Raw genomic sequence first — 14,057 nt, forward strand, 5'->3', positions numbered from 1 at the left:
CGGAAGTGCAGGACTACCGAGGACCGGCTGACCCGCCGAGAGTTTCGCTGCCGGTCAGGTAGGCAGGGGCCGCGTCACCTGTTCTTGGCGACCTTCACCCCACCCATCGCGAGGGCCAGGAATCGGTTGTAGGTCGGATCGCCCGAGTCGATCATCCGGACCGACCGGTTGACCGAGTCACGCGCGAGGTCGGCTAAAGAGAGCACCACGGCAGCGGAGACGTCGAACGTGTCGTCGTAGTCGGCCCGCTCTCGAGCGTCGTGCAGGTCCAAGAAGGCCTCGGCGATACGGATGACCTCCTCGTTCATCCACCCGAGCGCCACTCGGAGCGCCGGACTCCCGCCACCGGTGGCCGCCCGCGCGAGGGTGGCGAGGTCGGTGTGCGTGACCCAGCGGGCGACCGCGGCCTCCGTGGCGCCCCAGCTTGCTGAACCCAGCAGCCGCTGCGTGGCGCGAAACGAGAGCTCATGAAACAGGGCGTAATAGGCGCTGCTGATGGACCGGCGCAGCTTGATCGCCGTCGGCGGCCCTGTCCCGCCGCGCCCCGCCAACTCGTCGGCGAGGTCGAGCAGCTCCGCGACGGAAATGGGACGGGCTGTGGTCACTCCCTGTTCCGAGCGGGCGTGCCTCGCGGGTCGAGCGGCGTATGACTGCTACCGCCGGAGGTTGTGCCGCTGGCTGCGGCGACGTAGGAGATTTGGAAGGCCAAATCCTCGCCCAGACGTTGGGCGACGACCTCGCGCACGCGCCGGCGAAACTCGTAGAACGCATCCGCCGGCCAGGTGTCGCCCTTGGGTGGCGCAAGCTTCACCTCGACCAGTAAGTACCGCCCGCCGGGATCCTCGCGCTCTTCGATGCCTACGCTGCGGACCTCGACGTCGTGGGTTGCCAGGCCCCGGACAGTCCCGTCAATGGCTTCCTGCTGCTCAGCAGTGAGGGCGGGCACGACTGCTCCTTCCAGCATGGCGCGATGTGGACGAAGTCTCGACAGCCATTTCGACTACACCTCGAAGACCTTCATGACCTCGTCGCCGTAGTCGTTGATGACTTTGACGGCGATCCGGCCGGTCTCTGGCTTGTCGAACGGCCGGGACTCGGTGCGGTAGAGCGACTCCCACGCATCCGGCTCGATCTCAGCCTTCAGCGCGGCCTTGAGGCGCTTGTACGGGTCGTTGCCGCCGGTGAAGTAGCAGTGGCGGACGAAGAACGACTCCTCGTTGTAGTTGGTGTCGATCATCCAGAGGGCGATCTGGCTGGTGTCGTCGCTGCGGATCTCACCGGTGGTGGGGTCGAAGACGTCCACGCCCTTCAGGTCGATGACGACCTGGCCACCGTCCGTGGAGCGCAGCTCGATGTCGGGCTCACCGAAGACGGTGAAGAGGTTGCCGGCACCGGTCTTGGCGAGGTCCTCCCCCATCAGCAGGTCGACGTTCATCCGAACGAGCAGTACGCGGATCCGACCGACGGTGCGTTCACCAGCGACCGAGGCGAAGCCTTGGTCGGTGGCCTCGACCGTCACTCCATCGGACTCGGTGACCTCGGTCGCCTGCGCGTCGAAGGCGAAGCCCAGCACGCACAGCAGATCCACGTCGCCGGCCCGGATTGCCTCACGCGCAGCCGACTTGATGAACGTCGGCGAGACAGTGCCGTACTGCGGGCCAATCGCGACCCCGACCCGACTCGGCGCGACCTCCTCACCGTCGGCGGCGGCCCGCTCGCCGATGGCCTGGATGTAGATGCCGGCGTACGGCTCGATCCCGGCAAAGTGGATGCGCTCCTTGCGCTTGCCGTTCTGGATGCCGGCCTTCGCGAGGTTGTCGAGGATCGACTGCTCGAACGTCGGCGCGGAGGCATCGGCGGCAGCGGTCTGCTCGCTGACGGTTTCCCGGTGCTCCACATCGTCGGGACCGCCCGCGAACACCAGCGACCGGTGCGGCGAGAGGCTCTCGACAGTGAAAGGACCAGTGACGCGAACCTTCGACTTGTCCTCGTACGGCTTGTCGTAGAGGACCTCGAAGTCGGCATGCCGCTTGATCGCGGCGTCGATCTCAGCCTGTGACATCCCCTCGCAAATGTCCGGGTTGTTTGCGATCGACTTCAGCGTGATGTGCTGCACGCGCTCGTAAACAAAGCCACGGCGGATGTCATTCGTGACCTCAGTCGGCGGTAATGGCTTGCCGCTGAGCTGCTCCTCCTTGGCGCGGCCTTCCACGGAGTCAGCCATAAAGTAGTAGGGAAACTTTGCTGCCATCAGGCGCTGACGTGCGAGCGCAAGGGCCACACGTGAGGTATCAATGGTGATCCATCGCCGCCCCCACTGCTCGGCGACATACGCGGTCGTCCCCGACCCGCAGGTTGGGTCCAGGACTAGATCACCAGGATTCGTACACATCAGCATGCAGCGCTCAATCGTCCGACTTGCCGTCTGCACTACGTAAATCTTCGGATCTGCCCGACTCTGCACACCCCCAATATCCATCCAGGCGTTATTGATGGCGAACGCCGGAAAGTCATCCAAATAGCGCACGTACGAGAGAGTGTTGCGAGTTCTCGCCACACGGCCAGCAAGCAAGAGGCGAGCCATGCCAGCTTCGTTCGTCTTCCACCTACTTTGCATAGTCGGATAAAAGTCGCGGCCGTCGATATGTACGGGGAACCACGAGGCTGCACCTTCACCCTTAGCCCGACCTTGGCTCTGGCTGGTCAGATTGTCCAACCGGTACGGCCTGCCTGAGGCGTCCACGGATCCGTACTTCGAGGCGCCGGCACCGCCCGCCTCCTTCGCGGCATAGACACGGTTGAATCGCGTCCGAGTGTGATCCTTGCCATACCACAAGATGAAGTTTGAAACGGAGGGCAGGAATTCATTAGTAGCCCCCGCCGTGGTGGCGAACGTAATGAGGCTGATGAAGTTCTGATCCCCGAAGACCTCGTCCATCAATGATCGGACCAAGTGGACGTTTTCGTCTCCGATTTGAACGAAGCACGAGCCACTTTCGGTCAACAGCTCACGAGCCGCCACGAGTCGGTCCCGCAAATATGAAAGATATGAGTGGATGCCTAGTTCCCACGTATCCCGAAAAGCCTTGATCTGCTCTGCCTCGCGGGCAGCATCCTCGAGCTTCCCGTCCTTGACATCACGACTGCGAGCGGAAACCTGCCAGTTCGACCCGAACTTGATTCCGTAGGGCGGGTCGATGTAGATCATCTGCACCTGACCGCGCAGCGCCTCTCGATCCCCCAGCGAGGCCATGACCTGCAGCGAGTCGCCCAGGATCATCCGGTTCGACCAGTTCGCCTGGTGCTGGTAGTACTCGATCATGTCGAGTTCATCGAGGCCGTCGAAGGTCTCGAAGAGCGACAGCTCGGGCTCTGACTGACCCGGCGCGGCGGTCCTGCGTAGGTTCTCCACCAGCACCCGCGGGTCGATCTTCTCCTGGATGTAGATCGGCGGAGCGTCGACGACGAGATCGGTCCCGGCTGTCGGGTCGCCGTGCGGGTATTTGCCCTTCCAGATGAGCTGCGGGTCCAGGCTGGCGTCGCGGGCCAGCGCGACCGTACGGATGGCCTCGAGCTCCGGCGTCCCGAAGTCCTCGACCGCATCGGCGGTCGGCAGGTTGACCCGGGTGTCCAGGTGCTCGATCGCCTCGACCGGCGTCGGAGTCTTCGGACCGTTCGGCTTAGGCACCACGTGTGACCTCGTCATAGTCGAGCAAATCGGGATCGCCGATGATCGGCGCGTCGGCGTACAGCAGGTCGATGGCCTCGGAGAGTCGCTCCCGGACGCCCAGCATGGTGGTGATCTCGACGTAGCCCCAACGCCCGAAGCCGCCGTGGTTGTTCACCGCGACGCACCACTGGTCGCGGGCGGTGTCGGCCTTGGCCTTGGTCGGCCCAGGGCTCTTCTGGCTGCCGGAGACCTCGACGACAAGCGTCCGCACCACGTCGTCCTCACGCGGCTTCAACCGGACGAGGAAGTCCGGAAGGTAGGAGTGCGTCCGGCCCTTGTGCACATACGGGATCACGAACCCCAAGTGGTCGTTCTTCACGTACGACAGAACGTCCCTATGCAGCTCGCACTCGGCAGCCAGCAGCTGTTCCCAGGTGTTGCCGTCCTTACCGTCCAGGGTGACGTGGCTGACCTCCGACTTCTCCGTCGCCACCACGGCCTTCCGCGTCGGGAAGGCGATGTCGGCCGTCGAGCCGACCGGGTCGAAGCGCCGAATCATCGGGCGCAGCCGCTCGCGTCGGCTGCCGGCCTGGACGGCGATCGCCCGATGGATCGCCTCCGCGGCCTCGGCCTGGCCCTCCGTCGACGTGAGCAGGTGCCCGATCGCGTAGCCGGGGGCGACGTCGACGCACTGCTCCAGCCACTGTTGGGCGATCTTCACCAGCTGCGGGAAGAGCCAAGGGCGTGGGTCTTCCCCCAGCGCGGTCAGGTGCGTCCGCAGGAGCCGGGCAGCCAGGCGGTAAGCGACCTCCTGCCGGCGCCGGCCCTGCGCCTCATCGTCGGTGACCGTCTCTCCCTCACCGACCACTCCCTCGACGTCTGTCCGGGTCGGCACGGTGCTGGGCCCGATGGGGAACCGCTCGGTCGTCGCCGGGTCGAACATGAGCTGCTCGTCGGGGATCTCGACCCGGTAGCCGTCGAGCTTGGGGAACTCGATCCGCAGGTGTTCCCGGCCGGGCAGCGACTCGACCATGATCGCCGGCGGCCGCGGCAAGGGATCGGGGCCGGGCTTGTCGCTCGGGATGAAGGCGAACGGGATGCCGTAGACGTTGGCGTACTCAGGCTCGAACTTGCCGTCCTCGCCCAGGGCGTAGGAGCGCCGGCGGAGTCCGCGGCCGACCACCTGCTCGCACAGCAGCTGGCTGCCGAAGGCGCGGATGCCGAGGATATGGGTGACTGTGTTGGCGTCCCAGCCTTCGGTGAGCATGGCCACGCTGACGACGCAGCGGACGCCCTCGCCAAGCTTGCCCTTCTTGCCGACGGTGTTCATCACCTCGCGGAGGAGGTCCTCGTCGGTGAGGGAGTCGGCGTCCGCGCCCGGGCTGCGGCGGCGGAAGTCGGCCTTGAACGCCTCGATCTCGGCGGCCGCGGCGTGCTTGAAGTCGGCCTTCATCGCCTCACCGGACTCCAGCTGTGCCGAGTCGACGAGGATGCTCCGCGGCCGGTCCAGGAACCGGCCATCCTCGACGTTGCTGAACCGCGCAAGCTCTCCAGGCACGAGCACGCCGCCGTCCGTCTCCGTGCCGGCGACGTAGTCGTAGACCAGCTTGGAGACAACCGTGTTGGGGCAGACGACGATGAAGACGGGCGGAGGCTCGCCGTGCTTGGCGAGCGTCCGCTCCCAGTGCTCGAACGCCCTCGTGTAGCTGCGGTAGAGGCTCTTCAGGGCGCCCTCGAGCTCGGCCGGCGGCACCCACCCGTGCAGCGCCTCGGTGGAGGACAGCCTCTTCTTCGGAAGGTGCGTGCCCACGTAGTCCCAGAGCCGTAGGTAGGTGACAAGGTCACCGGTCGCGTCGTCGTCCACCGGGGTGCGCGGGATCTTCACGATGCCCGACTCGATTGCGTCCATCAGCGAGAAGTCGCTGACCACCCACGGGAAGATGTAGCCCTCGGAGTAGCCGGAGCCACCGAGGTAGAACGGCGTCGCCGACAGGTCAAAGATCGTCTTGATGCCGACCTTGCGCTGGATCGCCTGGAGACCCTTGAACCAGACGCGCGCCGTCTCGAGGTCGTCCTTAGTTTGCGACGCGGGAGCACCCTTGACCGCGGGGATCGGCTTGTCCTGGTAGCAGTGGTGGGCCTCGTCGTTGAACACGACGATCTGCTCCTTGCGGCCGGCGAAATCGCGCAGCACCCGGGCGACCATGGCGTCATCGGTCTCGGTGAACGGATCGTCCGTCTTGCCGGCCAGAAGAATCTTTCTGGTGTTGGCGGCGACGCCCTTAATCTCCTTGGCGTCGCGGAGCAGGAAGGCGTGGTAGTTCGTGATCACGATCTGGGCCTGCTGCACGGCCGCGCGTAGGTCCGAGGGCAGGAGGTCGCGCTCGTCGTAGTAGTTGCCGGTGTGTCCAGGCTGCAGCACCTGGAGCCGGTCCCGGATGGTGATGCCGGGCGCCACGATTAGGAAGCGCTTGGCGAACCGCGCGTCGCGCGGGCTCAGCACCTTGTTGGCCGTCTGCCAGGCGATGAGCATGGCCATGACGACGGTCTTGCCGGTGCCGGTGGCCATCTTGAGAGCGACCCGTGGCAGCCCCGAGTTGTGGTCGGCGTTGGCCTCGTCGACCTGGCGGCGCCAGTCGGTGTATCCGTGCCGGCCGGCCACCTCGGCGAGGAAGATCGCGGTCTCGGCGGCTTCCCGCTGGGCGAACAGAACGCGGTTCTCGCGGGTGGGGTCCGCCCAGTGCTGCAGAAGCTTGCGGCTGGTCGCCGTCACCCGCTCGTAGCCGCGGTGCCGCCAGATCTCGACGTCCCGGCGGAGACTGTTGACCAAGCTGTTGCGCTCTCGGCGCTCGCCGGTGAGGTCGTAGTCGATCGTCTCTTCGACGAAGCCCGCCTGGTTCTGCTGGCCCTTGCGGGCCGCGGGGATGGGGATGAAGGACTCGCTTGGGCGGCGTCCCTCCTTGACTGTGTTCGTCCGCCCCTGCCTCCCCATCTCGTAGTGCCGCGCCGGCGGATCGTACGGACCGTTGAGGATCGGGCTCGCAGCGGTTGTCTCCGTCACGCCCGACCACGTCCCCTCGTCATTTCGAACCCTCGGCGTACCGACGTCACCCTAGGTCTTGGGCCGTCGCACGGGCAGTCAACAGGTGGCCACCACGATCGGCTGATCGTCTGCTCGTTACCCGCGGCGCGGGCGAGCGGCAGGGACAGCCACCCACTCCAGCCCCGCGCCCGCACTTGCCCGACCTTGGTGGCCAGCTCGGTGATCTGAGCGACGGCCTCCGCGTACGGCGACGCGCTCCGGATGCCTCGTCGAGTACCACCGACGCTCGTGGCGGTCGAGCAACCAGCAGCGCCGCAGCCGGTGGAGCACTCCTGGCCGCTTCGCACAACCGGCCCCTCTTGGCTGCAGTGGGTCGGGGGAAGGGTGGGCCGAAGGCCCATCCCGCAGGGACGCGAAGCGCCCTTCCGGCGACCCACTGCAGCCGACACACTCGGCCGGAGGTGAAGCGGCAGCTGGGTCTCAGGACCTTCCTGACGGCCGGATGAGACGGGCCGCTGTCCTGATCGCCAGTCCCCCTCCAGTCCCCAAGACGCTCAGTCAGTGCCCTGTCGGCGCTCGCCTTCTACGGCAAGGGCCGCGAGACCGAGGTCCGCGCCGAGAGCTTCCGTCGCATGGTCAACCCGCTTCTCGACACCGGAGTGCAGCGACTGATCATCGAGTCGCGCCAAGGGCGCGATCAGCGCGACCGTCAGGTGCTCATCGAGGAACTCCGCCGCCTCGCCCGACCCCAACCGTTTCGCTACGTGCATCTGCCGCCGCACGGCGACCCGCTTCTGTAGGTCGCCGACGCCTTGTCCTGAAGCCATTCCGCCGGAGGTGCCTGGCGAGCGCGCATCGGGGACATCACCGCGGCCGAGGACGTGGTGGCGCCGTAGACAGCGCGAGGCCCGGCCGCTCACCGTCCGGAGAGGAGCCGGGCCCACTTCCTGAAGCTAAGCGCGACAGGCAAGGCTCAGTGTAGGCGTCCCCACACGGGCGCTAAGCCCCGCAGGCAGCACACTGCCGGAGCGACCCGACCGCTCCCGCCGCGAGGCGTGCCGCCCGGGTACCCCTGCCTTGTATGCGTACCGGCCGTGCCCACACCGTGCCCACACGGTGCCCACAAAAGGGCCGTTTCGGACCATCGACGGCCATCGGCCGCCAACCATGAAACCGCAGGTCAGCCGGCAAATCACCGATGATCATGCAGGTCAGCGCAGGGCTCTGAGATACCTCATAATCCCTGGGTCGTGGGTTCGAGCCCCACCCGCCCCACCGATGAATTCCCAGGTCAACAGCGTGCCGCTTGATCTTTGATCTTGAGGTTCGGGTCCCGTGCCCACGGTGCCCACAGTTCGCGAAGTCTTGAGGGCGTCGTGTGCGGCATCAATGTGCCCTCGTGGGGGTCTGGCGTCTCCCATGACTGTTAGCGGGCCTGCACCGGCTCGCTTCGGTACGCCGCCAGTGCGGCGGCGTCGTCGTTGGTCATTCGGCGCAGCACCAGATGCTCGGCGGCGGCCAGGATCTCGGCGGTCATAGTGCTCAGCTGCTTGGGGTATCGAATGCAGGGCGTCAGGCGTCGCGTCGGTGCAGCGTGACGGCGGCCGCCGCGATAGGGACGACAGCGTAGGCGGCGATCACGATCAGGCTCGCCTGTGTGGAGAGGTAGGCACCTTGAGTCTCGGCTGCTCCGGTGCTGAGCAACGCTGAGGACGCCGGCAGCGGTAGGTAGCCGACGATGGTCTCCACCCAGTCCAGGCGGATGAAGCTGAGGACGCCGGGCAGCAGCAGCAGCACGGTCAGGGCAGCGGTCACGCTGGCAGCGGTGGAGCGTAGGAGCGTGCCGATGCCGAGCGAGAACAGGGCGGCGGCGATGAGGGAGTAGAGGGCGCCGCCGAACACGCGCCAGGGGCCCGGGTCGTCCAGCGCTGGGACGAGGTCGTACTGCGAGAGTTGGGGCATGGTGACGACGTAGGACAGGGTCACGCTGACGAGGGTCACGACGGCGGTCAGGACGACCAGGGTGAGGGCTTTCGCGGCAAGGACCGGGATCCGGGTTGGGACTGCGGCGAACGTGGAGCGGATCAAGCCGGTGGCGTATTCGCCGGTGATGAGCAGGGCGCCCAGGACGGCGATGGTCAGCATCCCGAAGGGGAAGCCGCTGGAGATGACCTCGGCGCCGTGCATCTGCTCGATCCCCGGGACCAGGGCGGGGTCGTCGGCCATGGCGTTCAGGGACGCGGCGGCGGCCAGGGCCGCCAGCGTGATCACTGCGGCGGTGGAGGCCAGCGCCCACCACGTCGAGCGCAGGGACAGCAGCTTGATCCACTCCCCGCGCACGACCCCCGCGAAGGTGGGCTGCACCTGCGCGGCGGCGGGTGGGGTGGCGGCGTGTGATGTCGTGGGGGGGTCGGCGGTCAGGGTGCTCATTGGTTCTCGGCCTTCGCGGTCCTGGAAGTGGTGGGGGTGGTGTGGGCGCGGTACTCGACCGCATCCTGTGTCAGGCTCATGTACGCCTCCTCCAGGCTGGCGCGGCGCGGGGACAGCTCGTGCAGCAGCAGCGCGTTTCTGTAGGCGACCTCGCCGACGTGCTCCGCGGTGGTCCCGCTGACCTCGAGCATCCCGGCCTCGGGCGAGGTGACGGTCGCACCGTCGGCGGCCAGAGCGGCGGCGAGATCACCGGCGCGCGGGGAGCGCACCCGCACCGCGCCGCCGCCGACGGAGTCGATGACCTGCTGGACCGGGCCGGCGGCGATGATGCGACCGCGGCCGATCACCAGGAGATGGTCGGCGGTCTGGGACATCTCGCTCATCAGGTGCGAGGAGAGGAAGACTGTTCGTCCTTCGGCGGCCAGGGCACGCACGAGCTGGCGGACCCACTGCACGCCCTCGGGGTCGAGCCCGTTGACCGGCTCGTCGAGGATGAGGGTCCTGGGGTCGCCTAGGAAGGCGGCAGCGATGCCCAGGCGCTGGCCCATGCCGAGGGAGAACCCTCCGACGCGCTTGGTCGCTACCCCGGCCAGGCCGGTCATCTCGATGACCTCGCTGATCCGGGAGGCCTTGATGTTGTGGGTGGCGGCCATGGTGCGCAGGTGTGAGCGGGCGCTCCGGCCGGGGTGCACGGCGCTTGCATCCAGCAGGGCGCCGACCTGGCGTAGCGGGGCACGGTGCTGCCGGTAGGGCTTGCCGTTGACGGTGACGGTGCCCGACGTCGGCCGGTCCAGTCCCATGATCATGCGCATGGTCGTGGACTTGCCGGCGCCGTTCGGGCCGAGGAACCCGGTGACGGTCCCGGGCGCGATCGTGAAGCTGAGGGACTGCACGGCGGTGGTGTCGCCGTAGCGCTTGGTGAGCTCGCGTGCCTCGATCATGACCGGGACCGTTCCGGGGGATGGGGTGGGACGGAGTGCTCAACAGCGAACGCTGAGACAGGTGACCGTGCCCGCGGGTGGCGCGAGCGAAGGATGGTCGGGCGCGGGGCGGGCAGTCACGCCTGCTGCGGCGTGCGGAGTGGCTCGCTGTCGAGGCTGGCTGCCAGGGTCGCCGGTGATGCGGTGCGGCGTGGCCAGGTCCAGGCGGAGCGCAGGATGAAGGCCAGGAGCACCACCTCGAGTCCGATGGAGAGGCCGTAGAAGAAGGCCCAGTCCCAGGACTCCCCGACCGCGTTGTACATCGAGAAGGGGATGTAGAGCGTTGCTACGACGAGGTTGGTGGCGCGGTTGACACGGGCTGGCAGTGTCGTGGAGAGCAGGATCATGAGGCTCGGGATGGCCACGGACGTGAGGAAAATGGTCAACAACGTCGGGCTGATGTCGAACTCGAAGACGACGCCGGCCAGGATGTCGTCGATGACACCGGGCTTGTACAGATGGAAGTAGTCGACGTAGATGTACAGGAACATGAAGCTGGTCCATGCGGCTGCGAGTGTGGCCTGCACGGGCATGCGCCGATCTTCCAGCGCGCTGCGCGATGGCGGATTCTCCAGCGCGGTGTGGGATTGAGGCGTTCTCATCACAATGCTCCTTGGCTTGATCGGGTGGGTGCTGCCACCTTCACGGAGGCCGGCGGCGGGCACATCAGCCCCGGAGCCTGATCCGACCTGGCCGTTGGCACAGCCGAGCTCTTGTACTTTCGGCGGATACACCGAGCACGCGGGCTGCCTAGGCTGGTCAGATGGCCACCAGCGCACTCCGCTCGCTGTGGGCCGAACCTCGACCCACGAATGCCCCGGACCGGGGGCCGCGGGACTGGGCCTTGGTCGTAGCCCTGGTCGGCTGGTCCGTGGTGGAAGTGGTGTTTCGCCAGGACCTGGCGCCGCGCCCGCTGCTGCTGCTCTACACGCTCGCGGTCCTCGGCCCGCTGCTGTGGCGACGCACGCACCCGCTCGTCGCGGTTGCGGTCTGCTTCGGCACGTTGACGACCCTCGACATCGTCAGAATTCTCACCGGGTCGCAAGGCGGCCTGCTGAACAGCATGTCCGCAGCGCTGATCCTGGCCTACGCCCTGTTCCGGTGGGGCTCCGGTCGGGAAGCCGCAAGCGGCCTCGGCGTCATCCTGCTCTGGCTGCCCATCACCACCGTCGCCGACCCCACCAGCCTGGCGGACACGGTCGGGGCGTACGCGTTCTTCCTGTTCGCCGCCGCGCTCGGCGCCGCGATCCGCTATCGCGCGAAGATCCGCATCCGCGACATCGACCACGCCAAGGCCCGCGAACGCGAACAGCTCGCTCGTGAACTCCACGACACCGTCGCCCACCACGTCTCGGGCATCGCCATCCAGGCCCAAGCAGGACGTGCCATCGCGGCCTCCCACCCCGAGCGTGCCGTCGAGGCCCTGGCCATCATCGAGGACGCAGCGACCCGCACGCTCACCGAGCTGCGCGCCATCGTCGGCGTGCTCCGCGCCACACAGGACACCGAGTTCGCGCCGCAGCCCGGCGTGGCCGAGGTCGAGCAGCTCGCCACCGATGGCCAGACGCGTCCCTGCGTCGAGGTAACGCTTTCCGGCGAGTTCGACGACCTCAGCCCGGCGGTCGGGGCCGCGATCTACCGCCTGGCCCAGGAGTCCGTCACCAACGCTCGACGGCACGCCCGCCACGCGACCCAGGTCACCGTCGCCGTCACAGGCGACGCCGACCAGGTACGGCTGACCATCGACGACGACGGCTCCTCCGGTGCTGGCGGCCGCGCCCCAGCGGGCTACGGCCTGGTGGGCATGCGGGAACGTGCCTCACTGCTCGGCGGCACCTTCCACGCAGGCCCCGCCGCCGAGCGGGGCTGGCGGGTAGAGGCGGTCCTGCCCCGAACCGGGACGCCACGATGAGCATCAGGGTCCTCATCGCCGACGACCAGCCCATCGTGCGCACCGGGCTGACGATGCTGCTCGACGCCCAACCCGACATCGAGGTGGTCGGCGCGGCCGCCGACGGGCGCGAGGCAGTCCGCCTGGCGCTCCAGCTGCGCCCCGACGTCGGCCTGTTCGACATCCGAATGCCGCTGATGGACGGCATCGAAGCCACCCGACGCCTCGCCGGCCCCGACGTCACCGACCCCCTGCCGATCGTGGTCATCACCACCTTCGACCTCGACGAGTATGTCCACGGGGCGCTCAAAGCCGGCGCCCGCGGGTTCCTGCTCAAGGACGCCGGACCCGCCCTGCTGACCCAGGCCATCCACGCCGCCGCCGACGGAGACGCACTGATCGCACCCAGCGTGACTATCCGACTGCTCGCAGCGTTCGCCCACGCACGGACCTCACCACCGAGGCAGCCGATAGAACCGCTTACCGCCCGCGAGGAGGCAGTCCTCGTGCCTGTAGCCCAAGGCCGCACCAACAATGAGATCGCCAGCGAGCTCTACATCACCCCGAGCACCGTCAAAGCCCACCTCGCCAGCCTCATGCGAAAGCTCGGCGCACGAAACCGCGTCGAGGTCGCCATGTGGGCCCACGAGACCGGCCGCACCTGACGCCGCCAAGGCTCCCGCCGCCGTTTGCCGCAACCCCCCACAGCGTCACAAAGCGGCGTGCACCCCTCGGAGGGACGCTGCGTCCTCTCAGCGGATGACGGGCTATACAGCACGCGGGTCTGAGGGCTAGCGCCGGAAGCTCCGGGTTGCCCGGCCGCCGTTGCGGCACTGCCTCCCTGCGCGTGAAGTGACCCCCTGGGCTGAACACCTCCGGACTTGGCGAAAGCCGAGAAGGGAGTGCCCGAGTGGGCCGACGGAGCAAGTACCCCGAGGGATTCCGGCAGCAAGCCGCACAACTGGTCCTCGACAGCCGCCGCAGCGCGTCCGCGAGGTCGCCGGCGAGCTCGGGATCAACCACGGGGCGAGTTCCGAGATTCTCGATGCGATAGGCAATCGAGATAGGACAATCTTCCTGAGCACCCTGGCAGAAAAACTTGGGGACGCGGATCAGGCTGTGTAAGCGATAGACAACTGGCGACGCTCAGGCTCGGAGGTCTTGAAAGGCGTCTCACTGGATCGATCAGCAGGCGCGGTAGCTGATATCCTCCGGCTGGACGCTAATCGCGTATACCCAAAAGTAGCCCGTTCGTGGAGTGCCTCGGCGCAGGCGCTGAGCACAGCGGCGAGTGCTCGCTGTCGCTGGCCGTTACCGCGGGAGAATCATCGAACTCGACCGCATGATCACGTCCCTGACGACCCGTCGCGGCCTGCTCGTCCGCAGGCTGGACGAGAGCGCGGCCCGAACCTTGCGACCGGAGAAGACCACGGTGACGACCGACTACACCGAACTGCCAGCGGATCTGCCCGCTCCCGCCGATGACGGGGCCGCAGCCCATCTCCCCGGCCGGGCCATACCCGCTCTGACGCTGACAGCCAGCGACGGCACCACTGTGAACCTTGCCGACCTGGGCGCCGACAGGACGATCATCTACCTGTATCCGCTCACCGGCCGTCCCGGTGTCGACCAGCCGCAGGGGTGGGACGCGATACCGGGCGCCCGCGGTTGCTCCGCCGAGGCGTGCGACTTCCGCGACCACTTCGCCGACCTCCGGCGAGCGGGTGCGTCACAGGTGTACGGCCTCTCCAGCCAGGACCCCGAGTACCAGGCCGAGGTCGTCGAACGGCTGCACCTCCCCTTCGGGATGCTCTCCGACCCGCACTTCGCTCTGGCCGATGCGCTCGACCTGCCGACCTTCTCCGCGCCCGGTCACGACCGCCTGTACTCGCGGCTCACGCTCGTGGTGCGCAACGGCCACATCGAGCACGTCTTCTACCCGGTCTTCCCGCCCAACGCCCACGCCGGGCAGGTCCTCGCCTGGCTCGACGCACATCCCATTCGGTGAGCAGATGGGCGGCACACGCCGCTGAACCCGGCCCG

The 14,057-nt window shown here is 67.5% G+C and carries 11 protein-coding genes; 3 read left to right on the forward strand and 8 right to left on the reverse strand.

Annotated features, from left to right (window positions below; all coding sequences use genetic code 11):
- Nucleotides 1-74 precede the first annotated feature (74 nt).
- From ACFSHS_RS17815 to ACFSHS_RS17850, 8 genes are all read right to left on the reverse strand, one after another.
- Complete coding sequence (locus ACFSHS_RS17815) at nucleotides 75-605, reverse strand: hypothetical protein (protein WP_376878944.1); 531 nt, start codon at nucleotides 603-605, stop codon at nucleotides 75-77.
- Complete coding sequence (locus ACFSHS_RS17820; protein WP_376878946.1) at nucleotides 602-946, reverse strand: hypothetical protein; 345 nt, start codon at nucleotides 944-946, stop codon at nucleotides 602-604. Before ACFSHS_RS17820 ends, ACFSHS_RS17815 begins: the two co-directional genes overlap by 4 nt.
- 54 nt (nucleotides 947-1,000) lie before the next feature.
- The gene (locus tag ACFSHS_RS17825; protein ID WP_376878948.1) at nucleotides 1,001-3,691 is read right to left on the reverse strand and encodes a site-specific DNA-methyltransferase; all 2,691 of its coding nucleotides are present in this window, start codon (nucleotides 3,689-3,691) and stop codon (nucleotides 1,001-1,003) included.
- Nucleotides 3,681-6,731: a BPTD_3080 family restriction endonuclease gene (locus ACFSHS_RS17830; RefSeq protein WP_376878950.1), complete on the reverse strand. Its 3,051-nt coding sequence runs from the start codon at nucleotides 6,729-6,731 to the stop codon at nucleotides 3,681-3,683. The genes ACFSHS_RS17825 and ACFSHS_RS17830 overlap by 11 nt, the downstream gene beginning before the upstream one ends.
- 536 nt (nucleotides 6,732-7,267) lie before the next feature.
- Nucleotides 7,268-7,495 carry a hypothetical protein gene (locus ACFSHS_RS17835; RefSeq protein ID WP_376878952.1) on the reverse strand — a complete coding sequence of 76 codons (228 nt, stop codon included), beginning with the start codon at nucleotides 7,493-7,495 and terminating at the stop codon, nucleotides 7,268-7,270.
- Between the two features lie 790 nt (nucleotides 7,496-8,285).
- Nucleotides 8,286-9,143, reverse strand: a complete 858-nt coding sequence (locus ACFSHS_RS17840; RefSeq protein WP_376878954.1) for an ABC transporter permease subunit — start codon at nucleotides 9,141-9,143, stop codon at nucleotides 8,286-8,288.
- Nucleotides 9,140-10,084, reverse strand: coding sequence for an ABC transporter ATP-binding protein (locus tag ACFSHS_RS17845; RefSeq protein ID WP_376878956.1), 945 nt, complete (start codon nucleotides 10,082-10,084; stop codon nucleotides 9,140-9,142). Before ACFSHS_RS17845 ends, ACFSHS_RS17840 begins: the two co-directional genes overlap by 4 nt.
- 116 nt (nucleotides 10,085-10,200) lie before the next feature.
- The gene (locus tag ACFSHS_RS17850) at nucleotides 10,201-10,656 is read right to left on the reverse strand and encodes a DUF6326 family protein (RefSeq protein ID WP_376879218.1); all 456 of its coding nucleotides are present in this window, start codon (nucleotides 10,654-10,656) and stop codon (nucleotides 10,201-10,203) included.
- Nucleotides 10,657-10,886: 230 nt separating this feature from the next.
- Here ACFSHS_RS17850 and ACFSHS_RS17855 point away from each other — a divergent pair, with 230 nt between their 5' ends.
- The 3 genes from ACFSHS_RS17855 to ACFSHS_RS17865 all read left to right on the forward strand — a co-directional run bounded on the left by ACFSHS_RS17855 (nucleotide 10,887) and on the right by ACFSHS_RS17865 (nucleotide 14,022).
- Nucleotides 10,887-12,035 (forward strand): sensor histidine kinase, encoded by a 1,149-nt coding sequence (locus ACFSHS_RS17855; RefSeq protein WP_376878958.1) that lies wholly within the window; start codon nucleotides 10,887-10,889, stop codon nucleotides 12,033-12,035.
- Complete coding sequence (locus ACFSHS_RS17860; RefSeq protein WP_376878960.1) at nucleotides 12,032-12,679, forward strand: response regulator; 648 nt, start codon at nucleotides 12,032-12,034, stop codon at nucleotides 12,677-12,679. Before ACFSHS_RS17855 ends, ACFSHS_RS17860 begins: the two co-directional genes overlap by 4 nt.
- Nucleotides 12,680-13,356: 677 nt before the next feature.
- Nucleotides 13,357-14,022, forward strand: a complete 666-nt coding sequence (locus tag ACFSHS_RS17865) for a peroxiredoxin (RefSeq protein WP_376878962.1) — start codon at nucleotides 13,357-13,359, stop codon at nucleotides 14,020-14,022.
- Nucleotides 14,023-14,057: the final 35 nt, after the last annotated feature.

Origin of the sequence: Blastococcus deserti, assembly GCF_042682525.1 — a bacterium.
GTDB classification, from domain to species: domain Bacteria; phylum Actinomycetota; class Actinomycetes; order Mycobacteriales; family Geodermatophilaceae; genus Blastococcus_B; species Blastococcus_B deserti.

Bases quoted from the DNA above. Each gene is read 5' to 3' on its own strand.
- ACFSHS_RS17855 (WP_376878958.1), top strand. From the start codon at position 10,887: ATGGCCACCAGCGCACTCCGCTCGCTGTGGGCCGAACCTCGACCCACG.
- ACFSHS_RS17865 (WP_376878962.1), top strand. From the start codon at position 13,357: ATGATCACGTCCCTGACGACCCGTCGCGGCCTGCTCGTCCGCAGGCTG.
- ACFSHS_RS17840 (WP_376878954.1), bottom strand. From the start codon at position 9,143: ATGAGCACCCTGACCGCCGACCCCCCCACGACATCACACGCCGCCACC.
- ACFSHS_RS17860 (WP_376878960.1), top strand. From the start codon at position 12,032: ATGAGCATCAGGGTCCTCATCGCCGACGACCAGCCCATCGTGCGCACC.
- ACFSHS_RS17845 (WP_376878956.1), bottom strand. From the start codon at position 10,084: ATGATCGAGGCACGCGAGCTCACCAAGCGCTACGGCGACACCACCGCC.
- ACFSHS_RS17850 (WP_376879218.1), bottom strand. From the start codon at position 10,656: ATGCCCGTGCAGGCCACACTCGCAGCCGCATGGACCAGCTTCATGTTC.